At 61.5% G+C, this 16949-nt stretch carries 11 protein-coding genes; 8 read left to right on the top strand and 3 right to left on the bottom strand.

Going from position 1 to position 16949, the window contains the following annotated elements:
- The first annotated feature begins 413 nt into the window (after nt 1–413).
- From ACLBWT_RS06620 to ACLBWT_RS06605, 4 genes are all read left to right on the top strand, one after another.
- The gene (locus ACLBWT_RS06620; protein WP_447662234.1) at nt 414–2090 is read left to right on the top strand and encodes a copper resistance CopC/CopD family protein; all 1677 of its coding nucleotides are present in this window, start codon (nt 414–416) and stop codon (nt 2088–2090) included.
- An 18-nt stretch (nt 2091–2108) separates the two neighbouring features.
- On the top strand, nt 2109–2975 hold the full coding sequence (locus tag ACLBWT_RS06615) for a sensor histidine kinase (protein ID WP_447662233.1): 867 nt from the start codon (nt 2109–2111) through the stop codon (nt 2973–2975).
- Nucleotides 2976–3020: 45 nt separating this feature from the next.
- Nucleotides 3021–3758 carry a response regulator gene (locus tag ACLBWT_RS06610; protein ID WP_447662232.1) on the top strand — a complete coding sequence of 246 codons (738 nt, stop codon included), beginning with the start codon at nt 3021–3023 and terminating at the stop codon, nt 3756–3758.
- A gap of 120 nt (nt 3759–3878) precedes the next feature.
- Nucleotides 3879–4565 carry a YcnI family copper-binding membrane protein gene (locus ACLBWT_RS06605; protein WP_447662231.1) on the top strand — a complete coding sequence of 229 codons (687 nt, stop codon included), beginning with the start codon at nt 3879–3881 and terminating at the stop codon, nt 4563–4565.
- Nucleotides 4566–4852: 287 nt separating this feature from the next.
- On the opposite strand, the gene mraY is transcribed toward ACLBWT_RS06605, so the two are convergent.
- Nucleotides 4853–5803, bottom strand: a complete 951-nt coding sequence (gene mraY, locus ACLBWT_RS06600; protein WP_447662230.1) for a phospho-N-acetylmuramoyl-pentapeptide-transferase — start codon at nt 5801–5803, stop codon at nt 4853–4855.
- 722 nt (nt 5804–6525) lie between these two features.
- Here mraY and pheS point away from each other — a divergent pair.
- The 3 genes from pheS to zapA all read left to right on the top strand — a co-directional run bounded on the left by pheS (nt 6526) and on the right by zapA (nt 13380).
- Nucleotides 6526–7560 carry a phenylalanine--tRNA ligase subunit alpha gene (gene pheS, locus ACLBWT_RS06595; RefSeq protein WP_447662229.1) on the top strand — a complete coding sequence of 345 codons (1035 nt, stop codon included), beginning with the start codon at nt 6526–6528 and terminating at the stop codon, nt 7558–7560.
- A gap of 13 nt (nt 7561–7573) precedes the next feature.
- Nucleotides 7574–10015 (top strand): phenylalanine--tRNA ligase subunit beta, encoded by a 2442-nt coding sequence (gene pheT / locus ACLBWT_RS06590; protein WP_447662228.1) that lies wholly within the window; start codon nt 7574–7576, stop codon nt 10013–10015.
- Between the two features lie 467 nt (nt 10016–10482).
- The gene (gene zapA, locus ACLBWT_RS06585) at nt 10483–13380 is read left to right on the top strand and encodes a cell division protein ZapA (protein ID WP_447662227.1); all 2898 of its coding nucleotides are present in this window, start codon (nt 10483–10485) and stop codon (nt 13378–13380) included.
- A gap of 150 nt (nt 13381–13530) precedes the next feature.
- On the opposite strand, the gene ACLBWT_RS06580 is transcribed toward zapA, so the two are convergent.
- On the bottom strand, nt 13531–13914 hold the full coding sequence (locus ACLBWT_RS06580) for a cytochrome C oxidase subunit II (protein WP_447662226.1): 384 nt from the start codon (nt 13912–13914) through the stop codon (nt 13531–13533).
- A 151-nt stretch (nt 13915–14065) separates the two neighbouring features.
- Entirely contained in the window at nt 14066–14422 is a 357-nt protein-coding gene (locus tag ACLBWT_RS06575; RefSeq protein WP_447662225.1) for a phage holin family protein, read from the bottom strand.
- Nucleotides 14423–14574: 152 nt separating this feature from the next.
- Here ACLBWT_RS06575 and ACLBWT_RS06570 point away from each other — a divergent pair, with 152 nt between their 5' ends.
- Nucleotides 14575–16938, top strand: coding sequence for an endonuclease MutS2 (locus ACLBWT_RS06570; protein WP_447662224.1), 2364 nt, complete (start codon nt 14575–14577; stop codon nt 16936–16938).
- Nucleotides 16939–16949 lie beyond the last annotated feature (11 nt).

Below are 16949 nucleotides of genomic sequence, written 5' to 3'. Positions count from 1 at the left end.
CTGCCGCTTTTAACGGTTGAAATCCGGGGACAAAGGCGACCACATCCGTTTCTCCAGAACGATTTCGCGCCTTACGCTACTTTTTCAGTGGCCTCACGCTGGCCGGCTGCTTCCCTATGCCGATCTCAAGCGAATCCTAGTCTCTGCCGCGTGACCGTCTCTGCCGCGTGACCGTCTCTGCCGCGTGACCGTCTCTGCCGCGTGACCGTCTCTGCCGCGTGACCGTCTCTGCCGCGTGACCATCTCTGCTGTGTGACCGTCTCTGCCGTCTGCCAGTCTCCGCCGGAGCTTGAGCCCGGTTCCAGCGCGCATCTGTCAGCGAGTGTTGGACAACGTTCACACTTCCGCTTTGTCTGTCCGGCCTCCTTCTTGTAAACTAAGGCTGACATACGGAAAGGACGTGTTCAGGCATCATGCAAGTAAATTCTGATCTTCGGCTGTCGCGGCGGCGCCCGCAGCCGATCTATATGAGCTTCCGCTGCCTGATGGCGCTGGCGGCAGCCGCGGCGATCTGGCTCAGCCTGCTGCCCGGCATCGCCTCGGCGCACGCCTCGCTGCAGGAGGCGTCACCGGCAGCCGGCACCCGCGTGGAAGCGGCTCCGTCCGAAGTGAGGCTCGTCTTCAACGAGAGGATCGAGGAAGCGGTAGGAGCGCTCCAGGTACTGGACGGCAAGTCGGCCAGCGTCACATCCGGGAAAGCCGTCCTCAGCAGCGACCATCGGGCGCTGACGCTCGCGCTGCCCAAGCTGGACGAAGGCGTCTACACCGTTTCTTACCGGATCATATCCGAGGACGGCCATCCGGTGGGAGGCTCTTACGTGTTCGTAGTGGGCAATCCTCCCGCGGCCAAGGACGCCTCCGCCTTCGATCTGCACGCGCAGCTCGGCCATGCCGGGCATGAAGCGGAAGGGGCGCTAACGACCGCTGCCTTGCTGCTCTATGCGGTGAGGTTCATCTATTACGCCGCCTTGATGTTCGCGGCGGGAGCGGCGATCTGGTTCTTCCTGTACCGGCCTCTTGCGGGGCTGGCCGAGCCGCTGCGCTCCCGGCTGGAGAGACTGCCGGGCCAAGGGCTGATGCTGGCTGCCCTGCTCTATGTGTTCATGGAATCGACGCAGCTGATGGAAGGGCAGGCCGGATCCGAATGGATCAAGCTGTTCACCCGGACATCGGTCGGCATCACATGGCTGTCGCTGCTCGTCCTGGCGGCTGCAGGACTGATGGTGCCCGCCCGCCTGGCGAAGACGCGGGCTCTATGGGCGCTGCTGCTGCTCGCCCAGGAGGCGTGGAGCGGGCATGCGGCCGCGCTGGAGCCGATGGCGGTCAATCTGGCGCTCGACTATATCCATCTGATTGGAGCCGCATTGTGGGCAGGCGGCCTCATGCTGCTGCTGTCGCTGTGGGCGGGAGACCGCAAGGAAGCCGGACGCTTTGCCGCCAGCTTCACCCGGGCGGCATGGATCAGCATCGCGGTGCTGACTCTTTCCGGCATCGCCATGACGCTGTTGTGGCTGACGGATCTCTCTTATCTGTTCATTACTCCATGGGGAGTCATGCTGCTCGTCAAGACCGGCCTCGTCGTGCTCGTCGCCGTCACGGGAGCCTTCATCCGGCGCCGGATGAAGCGTTCCGGCTTTCCGTCCGGAGCCATGCTCAAAGCCGACGGCATCCTCATGAGCCTGATCCTGATCGTCGTCGGCGCCTTCACCTATTTGAGCCCGCTGCCGGCCAACGAGCCGGTGGCATGGCATCAGATGGGCAGCGCCCTCCATGTGTCGATCCGCATCGCCCCGAACGTGCCGGGAGACAATGAATTCACGACGAGGGTGTGGATGTTCAACAAGCTCGGAGCGCCCAAGTCGGTGAAGCTGCGGCTGATCTCCGAGGACAAGCCCGACATGGGCCCGATCGAGGTGCCGGTGGAGCCGTTCAAGGATGACGAGATCAGCACGTTTGACGGATATACGAAGTTCGCTTACAAGGTAAAAGGCCCTTATCTTCCGTTTGCCGGGAAATGGACGGTCGAGGTCAGGGTGCTGGATTCCAACGACGACGAGCATGTCGAGCGGACCAGCTTCCGCAATTATTGACGGAGGGCGGGAAGACGGATGAAGGCTGTTGCGATCAAGCGCCTGATCCTATGGACGCCGACTGTGGTCACGGCCGCATGGGAATACTCCAGGCATACGTTCCTGCTTCCCTATTTGTCCATGGATACCGGCAATCTGATCAGTCCGGTGCTTGTTTTTCTCGTCACGGTCACTCTGCTGTACCGGCTCTTCGAGATGCTGGAAAATGTCCAGGAGCAGCTGAGGCGGGAGCAGGCGGTCAAAGCCGCCTTTCAGGAGCGGGATCAGCTGGCGCGCGAGCTTCATGACGGCATCTCCCAGTCGCTGTTCCTGCTGTCGGTCAAGCTGGACCGGCTTGAACGGTCGGCTGGCGCAGGGGATGTGAAGGAGGCGACCGACGAGATCCGCCGCACGGTGCGGCATGTCTATGACGATGTGAGGGAATCGATCGCCAATCTGCGCAGCGCGCCCGAGCCCGAGGAGATTCCGTGGCTGAAGTCGCTGAAGGAAGCGGCTTCGGAGCTGGAAGCATCCGGCACCCGCGTCGCGATCGACTGGCGCATCCCCGAAGCCCAGCTGACGAGCCGGGAAAAGGTGGAGCTGCTGGCGATCATCCGCGAGGCGCTGATGAACGTGCGCAAGCACGCCTCGGCTTCGCTTGTGGAAGTGAGCGGGCGCACCGAAGGAGCAGGCGGCTTCCGCTGCCGCATCGTGGACGACGGGGGCGGAGCCGCTCCGGGCGCCGTCGAGGCCAAGGACCGGTACGGAGTTCGCATGATGAAGGACCGCGCTGCCGGAGCGGGCTGGACCTTCCGCTTCTCCAGTCCGGCGGATTCGCAGGGCGGCGGGGGAACGGCCGTAGAGGTGGCGCGGATGCCGGCTGCGGTGAAGAAGGCTGATGACTGAGCGGATTCCAGGCTAGATGGCCGGAATCGGAAAGGAAGTGCGCATATGGAAGAGCCTCAAAGCGCGGAAGAGATTCAAGGCGCAGCAGCGGATCGCTGCAGGGTGCTGCTTGTCGACGACCATCCGCATGGCCGCGAAGGCATGCGGATCATCCTATCGGAGGATGGCTACTTTCAGATCGCAGGAGAAGCATCCGGGGGCGAAGAAGCGGTGCGGCTCGCCGGGGAGCTTGAACCCGATCTGATCCTGATGGATATCCGGATGCCGGATCTCGGAGGACTGGAAGCCACCTCGCGGATCAAGGCGGCGCAGCCCGGAATCAAGATCGTCATGGTGACCGTATCGGATGATATTGCCGATCTGTTCGAGGCGATCAAGCGAGGGGCTCAAGGCTACTTGCTCAAAAACCTCTCTCCATCGGCTTGGCTGGATTATTTGCGGGCGGTGTCGCTGGATCAGGCGCCCATGAGCAGAGAGCTTGCGACCCGCATTCTGCATGAATTCCTGCCTGCCGGCGGCGGAGCGGCGGCTCCGTCCGCCTATCGGGCCAAGCCGGCCAAGCGGGCGGCTTCCTCGTCCCTCACTCCGCTCACCGAGCGGGAAAAAGGAATTCTGGAGCGGGTAGCGCATGGCGAGTCCAACAAAGAAATCGGGGCTGTGCTCGGCATTTCGGAGCATACGGTGAAGAACCATCTCAAAAATATTTTGCAGAAGCTGCATCTGGACAACCGGGTCCAGCTTACCCGATACGCCTTCGAGCAGGGAATGATGGACCGGGGCTGAACGTTCGACGGATGTTCACATCCTTTTGCTTCTGGTAGCTCTTTGGAGTCATGTCCTTTATTGGGAGCAGGACTATACTTTGAAGCAGAGTTATTCAGACCATAAGGAATGGACGGGTGCATGATGAAAGCAAAAGGCATGAAAAAGATGTTCCCTGCGGCGGGAGCCGCGATTCTGATGATGCTCCTGATGAGCAGCATCGCGAGCGCGCATGTGACCGTATGGCCGAAGGCGACGACACAGGGCTCCTACGAGGTGTTCACGGTCCGAGTACCGAGCGAGAAGGCGGATGTCACGACGTCGGCGGTCAAGGTCCGCGTTCCGGACGGGGTGGAAGTATCCCGCACGCAGCCGCTTCCGGGCTGGAAGACGACGCTCGAGACGACGGCGGACGGCAGGATCGAGTCCATCACCTGGACGGCGGATGAAGGAAAAGGCCTCACGCAGCAGGAATTCAACGAATTCAAGGTTTCTGGAAAAGTTGCCGCCGACGCCAAGGAGCTGAGCTGGAAAGCCTACCAGACGTACAGCGACAGCAGCGTCGTGGAGTGGGTCGGAGCGGCCGACGCCGAATATCCCGCTTCCGTCACGACGGTAGCTGCGGGAACCGGCGAAGGCGACGGCCATGGACATGGCGCCGCTGCCGGCACAGAGCCTGCCGCTTCTCCGGCACCTGCTGACGCCGATCATGCGGCAGCTCCGGCGGAGAAGGAGAGCAGCTTGCCGCTCTACTTGTCGATCGCCGCTCTCGTTCTCGGCGCGGTAGCGGTCATTGCCGCATTTGCCCGCCGGGGCGCGAAAGGGTAAGAGCCGGAATCGGGCATCGCCGCTTGCGGCTGTGCATGAGGACTAGACTTAGAAAAAAAGCGAGCCGGATTCCATGAGGCCACTGAAAAAGTAGCGTAAGGCGCGAAATCGTTCTGGAGAAACGGATGTGGTCGCCTTTGTCCTCGGATTTCAACCGCTAAAAGCGGCAGAAATCAGAGAAATCTGGGGACAACAGCGATCGGAAGAATGATTTCCGTCTGCGGCGACACATTTTCAGTGGCCTCGGATTCCATCCGGCTCGCTTTTTTTGATTAATCCAGAGGCAGCTACAGGACGAATTTCCACAGCAGCCAGCTGACCAGAGCCGACAGCCAGGAGATGAGGCCGAAAACGATGACGATCCGGTTCTCGCTCCAGCCGTATTTCAGGCTGAAGTGGTAGTGGATCGGGGTCATGCGGAACAGGCGGAGCTTGGTGCGCTTGTAATGCCATACTTGCAGGATGACGGAGAGCTGCTCGGCCAGGTAGACCGAGAACAGGATCGGAATCAGGATCTCGACTTTTTCGAGGACCGCCAGAAACGACAGGGAGCCGCCGATCGCGAGCGATCCCGTATCTCCCATGAACGCTCTGGCCGGGTGGATGTTATAGAGAAGCAGCCCGAGCAGGCAGGCGATCATGATGAGGGAGAAAGCCTGGACTTCCAGCCGTTCTGAAATGGCAAAGAAGAAAAAAAACGTCGGGATCGCAGCATTGATCAGCAGGCCGTCCAGTCCGTCCGTGAAGTTGATCGCATTGGCCGATCCAACGATGAAGAGCAGCATGACGGCGACATATGCGGCAACGGGCAAATGCAGAGCGAAGCCTTGGAACAGCGCGATCTCGCTTGTCAGAGAAAAATAACGGAACAGGACATAGAGCAGCATTCCGGCGAAAGCGAATTGCAGCACGAGCTTGGCGCGGCCGGAAATGCCTCCAGGATCCTGGCAAGCCGCCTTGCGGTAATCGTCCATGAAGCCGATGGAGCCGAACAGCAGGAAGGCCGAGCAGAGGAAGAGCATCAGCGGCGTCGCATTGAATTGCATGGACATGACGATGCCGACGAGGAGGACGAGACCTGCCATCAGCGGAGTCCCGCGCTTGGCCTGATGATCCGGGGGCAGCTCCGCCCGGATCGGCTGCGTCAGCTTCAGGCTCTGCAGCATCCGGATCAGCAGCGGAGAGCCTGCCGCGACCAGCAGGAAGGTCAATCCCGAAACTACCAGCATTCCATTCATTCTCCGCACGCTCTTTCTTCCGGCGGCGATCCGCCTTTTTAAATTCCAGCAAGCTGGACAACTAGTTCCTATGTATGCCGCCATGGCGATGGATATGCTCGTAGTTCATGTCTTTGACGCGCTCCCGCCGCCGCTTGTTTCACCGGCTGTGCCCAATTTTTCCATCTTTATAGAAGGAACATCACGAAAACGGCTGTAAGCCAAAAACGATGCCTGCCTCGACGGGCTGCCGGCGCCGCTCGCGGCCAGCACGCTCGCGCACGGCAGCCTCAAGCCGCGCTCCTGAGCGGAGGAGGCGTGAGCCCGGGTTGCAACCGCGGCTGAACCCGGATATAATGGGACATAATTGTCTTATTCAATCACATTGCGATGAGGGAGACCAGTAAGCCAGGCCTGATCCACAGGGAGGGAACGCCGCAGATTGAGAGCGTCCCCGGGTTATCAGCATGGCCGAATTCACTCCGGAGCGGAGCTCTGAACGCACGGCCCCGGCCGCGCCTGTAGGAGGCTACGGTCAGCCGGCCGTTATCCGGCAAGAGCAGCCGGGCGCATGATGCGCCAGGGCGGCATGGCTCCTATCCTCGGGTAGGGCGGCCATTTCGTCAAGCAGGCTGGAATCAGGGTGGTACCACGGTCCTTTCGTCCCTTTGCGGAGAGAGGGCCTTTTTGTATTTTTTTATTGAGGTTTCTACGAGGAGTTTAATCAGGGAGGCATGTGAGCCATGAAGGAACGGTTGGAGGCGCTGCGCGCCGAAGCGCTGCAGGAGCTGGAGAAGGTAGCCGGCCCGCAGGAGCTGGGAGATCTCAGAATCAAGTATTTGGGCAAAAAAGGCGCGCTGACGGAAATTCTGCGCGGGATGGGCGCGCTGAGCGCCGAGGAGCGTCCGGTCATCGGCGAGCTCGCGAACAATGTGCGCGGCGCGATCGAGGCCGTGCTGGAAGAGAAAGGCGCCGCTTACCGCCGCGCCGAGACGGATGCGCGGCTGCGCACGGAGACGATCGATGTGTCGCTGCCGGGCAACGTGCTGCCGACGGGCGCGATCCATCCGCTCGTGAAGGTGCAGCAGGAAATCGAGGATATTTTCATCGGCCTCGGTTATTCCATCGCGGAAGGACCTGAAGTCGAAACCGACTATTACAACTTCGAGGCGCTCAACCTGCCGAAAAACCATCCGGCGCGCGATATGCAGGACTCTTTCTATGTGACCGAAGACATACTCATGCGCACGCAGACATCCCCGGTGCAGATCCGCGCGATGAAGGCCAGCGGCGGCAAAACTCCGCTCAAGGTCATCTGCCCCGGCAAAGTATACCGCCGCGACGACGACGACGCGACGCACAGCTTCCAGTTCAACCAGGTGGAAGGCCTTGTCGTCGCCAAAGGCATCCGCATGAGCGATCTGAAGGGAACGCTGCTCCAGTTCGTGCAGGAGATGTTCGGCCGCCAGGCCCGCATCCGTCTGCGCCCGAGCTTCTTCCCGTTCACCGAGCCGAGCGCCGAGGTCGACGTCACCTGCTCGCAGTGCGGCGGCAGCGGCTGCCGGATGTGCAAGCAGACGGGCTGGCTCGAGATTCTCGGCTGCGGCATGGTGCATCCGAAGGTGCTTGAAGCGGGCGGCTACGATCCGGAGGAAGTCAGCGGCTTCGCCTTCGGCATGGGCATCGAGCGCATCGCGCTTCTGAAGTACGGCATTGACGACATTCGTCATTTCTATACCAATGATCTGCGCTTCCTGAGCCAGTTCGCGAGAATGTAAGGGGGAACGAGCGATGAAAGTATCTACGAGCTGGCTGAAGGATTACGTCGACCTGAGCGGCATCACGCCGCAGGAGCTTGCCGAGAAAATGACGGACGGCGGCATCGAGATCGATGCGGTCGAACCGATGGACAAGGGCGTGACCGGAGTTGTCGTCGGTTATGTCAAAGAAAAGACGAAGCATCCCGATGCCGACAAGCTGAATGTATGCAAGGTCGATGTCGGCACCGGAGAGGATCTGCAGATCGTCTGCGGCGCGCCGAACGTCGACGCCGGCCAGCATGTGCCGGTCGCCACGGTCGGAGCCAGGCTGCCGGGCGGACTGAACATCAAGCGCGCGAAGCTGCGCGGCGTGGAATCGCAGGGCATGATCTGCTCCGCCCGCGAGCTCGGCCTGAACGACAAGCTGCTGCCCAAGGAGCTGCAGGAAGGCATTCTCGTTCTGCCCAAGCTGGAGCTGGGCCGTCCGATCGGCGAGGTTCTCGACCTCGACACGCATGTGCTTGAGCTTGACCTGACGCCCAACCGCTCCGATGCGCTGAGCATGCTCGGCGTCGCATACGAGGTCGGCGCGCTGACCGGCCGTCCGGTCAAGCTGCCTGAGCAGGACGTCTTCGCAACGGCAGAGAAGGCGGCCGACCATCTGTCCGTCAGCGTCGAGGCTGCGGAGCTATGCTCCCATTACAGCGCCCGCTACATCAAAGGCGTCAAGATCGCTCCGTCCCCGCTCTGGCTGCAGAACCGCCTCATGGCGGCCGGCGTGCGGCCGATCAACAACATCGTCGACGTGACGAATTACGTCATGCTGGAATACGGCCAGCCGCTGCATGCCTTCGACGCGGATCAAGTGGCGGGCGGCAGCATTGTCGTGCGCCTCGCCCGCGAAGGCGAGACGCTGGAAACGCTCGACGGCCAGCAGCGGACGCTGCAGCCCCATATGCTCGTCATCGCGGACCGCGACAAGCCGGTCGCGCTTGCGGGCGTCATGGGCGGCGCGAACTCCGAAGTGACGGAGGATACGGTCAATATCGTGCTGGAATCGGCGAAGTTCGACGGCTCGACCGTGCGCCGCACTTCCCGCCAGCTCGGCCTGCGCTCCGAATCGAGCCTGCGCTTCGAGAAGGAAGTGGATCCGGCCCGAGTCATCCCGGCGCTTGACCGGGCGGCGTCGCTGATCGCCCGCCTCGGCCAGGGACTCGTAGCGGACGGCGTCGTGCAGGAAGTTTCCAAGTCTGTGGAACCGGCTGTCATTACGGTCGGCCTGGAGCGGATCAACACCTATCTTGGAACGGAGCTTGCGAAGCTGGAAATCCAGACGATCTTCGGCCGCCTCGGCTTCGGCTCCGAAATTTCGGCGGACGGCTCCGCCGTCAAGGTGGAAGTGCCGACCCGCCGCGGCGATATTTCCCGCGATGTGGACTTGATCGAGGAAGTCGCGCGCCTGTACGGCTACGACAACATTCCGACGACGCCGATCCACGGGGACACGACGCCGGGCGGTTTGACGGCTTCCCAGGCGATCCGCCGCGAGCTGCGGCGCCGGCTCTCCGACGCAGGACTGAGCGAAGTGATCAACTATTCGTTCACATCCCCGTCCCGCACGGAGCTGTTCCCTGCGCTTGGAGGGGGCTCTCGTCCGATCCGGCTGGCGATGCCGATGAGCGAGGAGCGGAGCGTCCTGCGCACCTCGCTGCTGCCTCAGCTGCTGGAGACGGCGACATACAACCGGAACCGCAAAAATCCGGATCTCGCCGTATTCGAGATCGGGACGGTATTCCATACCGACGAAGAGGCGCTGACGACTCTTCCTCACGAGAAGCATCGTCTGGCCGTGCTGCTTACAGGCGCCCTGCGCGGCGCTTCCTGGAACCGCAAAGCGGAAAAGGCCGACTTCTACGATGCCAAAGGCGTGCTGGAATCGGTATTCGCCGCGCTCGGCCTGAGCGGTTCCGTCACCTACGAAGCGGACGCGCCGGAGCATCTGCATCCGGGCCGGACAGCTGCCGTCAAGCTGCATACGGAACTCGGCGAGCAGACGATCGGGTACGTCGGCCAGCTTCATCCGGAAGCCCAGCAGGCGGAGGATCTGGACGATACCTTCGTCGCCGAGATCGATCTCGGCGTTCTGTACGACGCTGCGGACCGCTCCATCGTCTACCGCACGCTGCCGAGATATCCGGCCGCGGAGCGCGACATCGCCGTCACGGTAGATGCCGGCGTCGCGGCGGCTGCTCTCACGGCAGCGGTGAAGGAAGCGGCCGGCGAGCTGCTTGAGTCCGTACGTGTCTTCGACGTCTATACGGGCGAGAAGCTCGGTGCCGGACGCAAGAGCGTCGCGCTGTCGCTCGTCTACCGCCATCCGGAGCGCACGATGACGGACGAAGAGGTCGCTGGCCTGCATGCCAAGGCCGTCGCCGAATTGGAACAATCTTTCTCCGCTGAATTGCGAAAATAGGCAGGAAACCCGTAAAGCCGCATCGAAGTAGTCCCCAAAGAGGACTGCGGATGCGGTTTTTCCTTTTGAGTACCGGACTCGGAAGCCTTTTGGGGCTTTTGCTCGTCGTAAGGAAATAGGGTTTTCGCGATAGGAGCATATGGATCGGGCAATCGCTACATAACGAGCAAAACGGAACGGATCGACCCCTAGGGAACCTAGGGACTATATAGATCCAAAGGAACACGTGAACGACATGAACAACATGAACCATATGAACCATATGAACAACATGAACCATATAAACCACATGAACCATATGAACCACATGAACTTCTGAACCATCGCCCGTCACCGGGCCTTAATATAGAGGCTTGCACCGATGCCCGGCACCGCCGAAGACAGGGAGCGCTTGTTCCCCGGGAGCGGTTTCATCGCCGCTGGCAGCCATCGGGAGCACAGCCGTACAACAACGGGAGGATACCGCCTTGAAGGAAGCCGATCGCTTGAAAGTAACGGTTGATATATACGGACATCAATATAAACTCACAGGCCACTCCAGCGTCGACTATATCCGCCGGGTGGCGGCTCTCGTCGACGAGAACATGCATAAGCTGGCGAAAGGCTATCCGAGACTGGACATGCCGAGGCTGGCTGTACTGGCGGCGGTGCATATGGCGGAGGATGTGTTCCGGCTGCGCAGCGACAGCGACCTGCTGAAGGAAGAGCAGAGCCTGCGCAAGACGCTTGTCGGAGAGCTTGAGAAAGCTCAGGCTTCGGTCGAGGGCATGCAAAGGGAAATGAAGCGGCGCGAGGAAGAGTCCAGGGCACGGCTCGATCAGCTGCTGAACGAACGGGAAGAAGCCGAGCGGGCCATGCGCAGCGAAGCGGAAGAAAGGCTTGGAGCCGTGCAGGCCGCCGTAAAGGAAGAGACGCTGCGTCTGGAGCGCGAAGGCTCCGAAGCCGCCGCGCGGCTTGAGGAGCGTTGGCTGGCTGAGCGCGAGGAGCTCGTAAGGGCGCATCGCAGCGAGATCGAGGAGCGCGAGCGGCAGCATGAGAGCGAACGCGGCGAAGCGGCCCGCTTGCTGGAGTCGGAGCGCAAGGAATGGGAGCGGATGTACGAGGAGGAGTCCCGGGAGCGCGAAGAAGCTCACGCTGCGGCGCTGGAGCAGTCGGCGAGCCGGTATGCGGCGGAAAGCTCGGCGCTGAAGGATGGCTTGGAGCGCGAGCGCGAGCTTCTTCAGACACAGCTTGAGGAATCCAGGCGGGAGCTCGAGGAACTGCTGGAAAGCGAGCGGGCAGCGGCTGCGGCACGCTTCGAGGAGCAGCGCCGCGAGCTCGACGAGGCTCATGCCGTACAGATCGAGGAGCGGGAAGCCAGGTTCGCCTCCGAGATGAAGAGCCTCGAAAGCTCCTTGCAGCAAAGAGTCGCAGAGCTGCAGGAGCTGTACGACCGGGAGGCGGATGCCCGCGCCGTGGAGCGCGCCGAGCTTGAACAGCTCTATGAAGCGGAGTGCCGCGAGCGCGAGCAGGAGAGGGAAGCTCTGCTTCAGCAGCATCAGGAGGAGCTGGCTGCGCGCGAGAAGCTGTATCGCGAGCAGGTGAGCGCTCTGGAAGAGAAGCTGCTCGCCGAGCGCAAGGGCAAGGAAAGCGAGCTGGAGCAGCTGCGCGTGCGATTGAGAGCGGAAATGGAAGGCGGGCTTGCCGGCCGGGAGGCCGATTGGCGGAGCGAGGCTGCGAAGCTGGAGGAGCGCCATGAGACGCTTCTCGCAGAAGCGGCCGCCGCTGCGGAAGCGGTTATGCAGCAACGCGAGGCGCAGCTGCGGCTGGAGCTTGAGAGCCGGCATAGCGATGCGGCCGCCGCTGCGGAAGCGTCCTGGCAGGCGCGTGAAGCTGAGCTGCGCAAGCGGCATGAGAGTGAGCGCAGCCAGGCGGCGGCCGCTGCACAAGCGGCCTTGCAGGCGCGTGAAGCTGAGCTGCGCAAGCAGCATGAGAGCGAGCGCAGCCAGGTGTCAGCAGCGGCGGAAGCGGCTTTGCAGGCGCGTGAGGCAGAGCTGCGCAAGCAGCATGAGAGCGAGCTTGGCGAGGCGTTGGCCGCTGCCGAAGCTTTGCTGCAGGAGGCGGAGCAGGCCCGTATCGACGCTGAAGCGCGGCTGCGCGAGCGGACGGCCTCTCTCGAGGCCGAGCTGGAACGACTGCGTCTGGCGTCTTCGGCCGAGCGGGAAGCTGCGGCAAGCGAGCTTAGGGAGTCGCTGGAGCGCGCAGCGCGGGAGATCGAGCATGTGAAGGAAGCCGCAGAGCGCAGGGAGCTGGAGCGCTCGAAGGACGCCGAGGCGGAGCTGGAGCGTGTGAGAGAAGAAGCGGCAGCCGAGGCGGAGCGGATCCGCGAGGAAATGAGGCTGTCGGCCGCAGCTGCGGCCGAGAAGCTTGCCTCGGCGGAAGCGGCAGCCGCGAGTTCGGAAGAAATCGCAGCCAAGGCGGAAGCCAAGGCCGCCAAGCTGGAGGAGAGCCATTCCCGGAACCGCGACCAATGGCAGTCGGAGCTTAAGAAGCTGGAAGATGCCCATCAAGGGGAGCTTCTTCGCAGCGCAGACGGCTGGGCGGAGGAACGAAGCGGGCTGGAACAGCGGCTTAGAGAGGTTGCGGCCACCAATGCCGCGCTGCAGGAGGAATGGAGCAAGCGGATAAGCGACGCCGAGGAGCATCTCTACTCCGTGCTTGAGCAGGAGGAGGCGCGCGGCCGGCTGCTTGAGGCATCGCAAGCCCAGCTCCGCGGCACCCAGCAGGATCTGGATCTTGCCCGCGGTCGGCTGGAGGAGCTGCAAGCCAAGCTGGCGGCAGCCGAAGATCGCCTTGCGCAAGTCGAGCAAGGCCATCAGGGCCGCGTAAGCGGATTGCTTGAGGAGCTCCGGAGCGCCCAAGCGCGCGCCGAATCGTTGGAGCGGCAGGCCGCGGAGCGGTCGGCCCAGGCGGAAGCGGAGCGGGAAGCTTCCGAGCGTGCAGCCGGGGAGCGGATGCTCCAGCTGGAGGACAAGCTTCGGGAGCTGCAGCAGCTGGCGGCTCAGCGTGAAGATCAGCTTAGACAGCTGGCTGAAGAGCAGGAGGAGCAATCCGGCACGGAAGCCGAGCTGCGGCGGGAGATGGAGCGTGCCCGCCAGGAGGCTGCGGCATCGGGAACAGCTCTTGAGCGGCTGGAGAGCGTCCTGCAGGAGCTGGAAGCGGAGCGTTCGGACAATCGCGACGGCATCAGCCATCTCCATACGGAAAACGAGCGGCTGGCCGAATCCCATGAACGGCTTAAGATCGAGCATGAAAAGCTCCGCAGCGAATATTCCAAGCTGCAGACGGAGTACAACGAATGGATCGAGCTGATCGAACAGAGCTGACAGGCTTTGCGACGCCTGCACGCTCTTCACTGAAGCTCAAAAAAACCGTCTCTTTGCCGCTTGCGGCAACCGAGACGGTTTTTTATCATGCCGGCACACTTCATGCCCGCTGCATAATTTGGGAGCGAAGCTCCCTGGAAGAACTCAACCTTACTGGACTTTGAGAACCGCGCGCATTTTTTCGTGGCCGGGTCCGCATGGTATGCTGCAGACAATTTCATATTCGCCGGCATCATTGATGGTGTATACCTTCGATTGTCCGGCTTTCAAGGCAATATCCGTATTGGCGACCTTGATGCCGTGGATGCCGTCGGTTTCGACCTTGATCCGCACCGGCTCGCCTTTTTTCACTTCGTATGTCTGCTGGTCGAACTTGTAATTGGTGGCTTTCACGACGACCTCCTGGGAGGCTGGAGTCGAATCCTCCATCGTGGAGGCGGAATTGCTCGCGCCGGAGCCGCATGCGGCAAGAGCCACGAGAAGTACGGCCATGGCGGCCGCGAGCGGCAGCTTTCTTCCCCATTTATGCAACATGACAGTGTTTGTCCCCTTTCGGATTATCTTCTATCTATCATAACGAATTTGGATGAGGGATGAAACGAGTATGCCGGACAGGGTTTGAACAAAAAATGACATATGTAGAGGCACGAAAGGAGCGGTTTACTGCTCCGTTTCGTGCCTTCGTTCAATGCTCTTTCTTGCTGCGGCCGGCATCGAAAGGCGTCGGAATGAAGAGATCGATGATCCCGATGACAAGCGCGGCCAGAATGGCGCCGAGCCAGGTCGCGTGTACTCCTCCGACGATGAATTGGGCCAGCCAGATGACGACGACGCTCGCGATGAAGCCGACGATGCCGCGTCCAAAGGGGGACACTCTTTTGCCGAAAATGCCTTCGATGACCCATCCAAGCAGAGCAATGACCAGAGCCAGCATCAAAGCGCTCCAGAATCCTCCTACGGCAAACTGGGGAACGATATAACCCACCAGCATCAGAACGATGGCCGCGACGATAAAACGAACGACATGTCCTAAAAAGCTCATGCGGGTACCTCCTTAGTGAATTGAAGTTTGAACTCAGCCTTCGCTTCCTAGTGTGGATGTTTTCGGGCTATTTCATGTATAGCCGATTTGACCTGCGTGCGCGGATTCCCCGCTTCCGGTATAATGACGTTGAAAGGAGCTGCATGACGCTCGTGGACAGCAAAATCCTGCATACACTCGAATATGCCAAAATCATCGATCAGCTGCTTCAACATACATCGACCCCGATGGGGCGCCGTCTGGCCGAAGAGCTCGCTCCCTCTTCGGATCTTCACGATGTCGACCGTTCTCTTCAAGCTACCGAGGAAGCGGCGGCGGCATACCGTCTGAAAGGTATCGGCCCGTTCCGCGGCATTGCCGACATCCGCGCCCATCTCAAGCGGGCGGTCATCGGAGGAACGCTGAGCTCGGCGGAGCTGCTGGAAACGGCGCTTACCGCCAGAGGAGCCCGCAGGGTCCGAAGCCATATCCTGCATTTGCATGAAGATCATCCGATTCCTCTGCTGGAGCATATCGCCGAAGGCATTTATCCGCGGAAGGAGCTCGAGGACGCGATCTTCGCCTGCATCGACGAGGACGGCCATGTCCTCGACAGCGCCAGCAGCGAGCTGGCCCAGATCCGCCGGGAACTCCGACAGGGCGAGGGCAAGGTAAGGGAGAAGCTCGAATCGATGCTGCGCTCTTCCTCCGTCCAGAAGATGCTTCAGGACAGCCTGATCACGCTGCGGGGAGACCGTTATGTCATCCCGGTGAAGCAGGAGTACCGCTCTCACTTCGGCGGCATCGTCCATGACCAGTCCAATTCCGGCGCGACGCTGTTCATCGAGCCGGAGGCAGTCGTCGCGATGAACAACAAGCTGCGGGAGGTCAAGGCTGCGGAAGCGCGGGAGATCGAGCGCATCCTTCAGAAGCTGACCGCCGAGGCGGCCGAAGCGGCCGAGGATCTGGCCATCAACCACGATCTGCTTGCACAGCTGGATTTCGCCTTCGCCAAAGCCGTGCTTGCGCATAGCATGCGAGCCGAGCGCCCGGCCATGAACGGCAACGGGTACTTGCGCATCCGGCGAGGACGCCATCCTTTGATCGAGCGGGACAAGGCTGTGCCTCTCGATCTGGAGATGGGAGGAAGCCATACCGGCATCATCGTAACGGGTCCTAATACCGGAGGCAAGACGGTCGCGCTCAAGACGGTCGGCCTGCTCAGCCTGATGGCGATGTCGGGATTGTTCGTTCCGGCTGACGACAGTACGGAGCTTTGCGTCTTCGATGCCATCTATGCCGATATCGGCGACGAGCAGAGCATCGAGCAAAGCCTCAGCACGTTCTCCAGCCACATGACCAACATCATTCGCATTCTCGGACGCATGACATCGAGCAGCCTGGTGCTGCTCGACGAGCTTGGCGCCGGAACGGATCCGGCGGAAGGCTCCGCGCTCGCCATCGCCATTCTCGACCATATCCACCGGTCCGGCGCCCGCATGCTGGCCACGACCCATTACAGCGAGCTGAAGGCCTATGCGTACAACCGCGAAGGACTCATCAATGCGAGCATGGAATTCGATATCGCGACCTTGAGTCCGACCTATCGCCTTCTGGTCGGCGTGCCGGGCCGAAGCAATGCGTTCGCCATTGCCGAGAGGCTTGGTCTCGACAAAGGCATTATCCAGCAGGCCCGGGGTGAAGTCAGCGAGGACGATCTCCGCGTAGAAAGCATGATCGCTTCGCTCGAGCGGGACCGCCAAAGCGCTGAAGCGGAGCGCGGACTGGCCGAAGCGCTTCGCAGAGAGCTGGAAGAGGAGCGCACCCTGTACGATCAGGAGCTTAGGCGCTTCGAGGAGCAGCGGGAACGGATGCTGGCCAAAGCGCAGGAAGAAGCCCGACTTGCCGTGGCCAAGGCGAGGCGCGAAGCGGAAGAGATCATCTCGGAGCTGCGCCAGCTTGCCAAGGAAGAAGGAGCGGCGGTCAAAGACCATAAGCTGACCGAAGCCCGCAAGCGGCTCGAGGAGGCTTCTCCGGAGCTTGTCCGGAAGCAGTCCGCCCGCAAGAAAGCGGAAGCCGGCCGCAGCATCGGTCCTGGGGACGAGGTTATCGTGCACAGCCTGAATCAGAAGGGCTACGTCGTAGACATGTCCGGGGGCGAGGCTACCGTGCAGCTAGGCATCCTCAAGATGAAGGTCAAGGAAGACGATCTGGAGCTCGTGAAGCAGGCTCCGGCTCCGAAGACGCAGCCGCCCAAAGCTTCGGCGACGCTCAAGCGCACCCGTGACGACAGCGTGAAGATGGAGCTCGACCTCAGAGGCAGCAATCTGGATGAATCCATCATCGAGGTCGACCGGTTCCTGGACGAGTCGTTCTTGTCGGGGATGGGGCAGGTGTACATTATCCATGGCAAGGGAACGGGAGTGCTCCGGACGGGCATTCAGGACTTCCTGCGCCGCCACAAGCTTGTGAAGAGCTATCGTCTGGGCAACTATGGCGAAGGCGGATCGGGAGTGACCGTCGCGGAGCTGAAGTAAGCCTCGCGGCT

This window comes from Paenibacillus sp. D51F, from assembly GCF_053345695.1.
The sequence above is the reverse complement of the archived record's forward strand: the minus strand, read 5'-3'. Positions and strand labels throughout refer to the sequence as shown.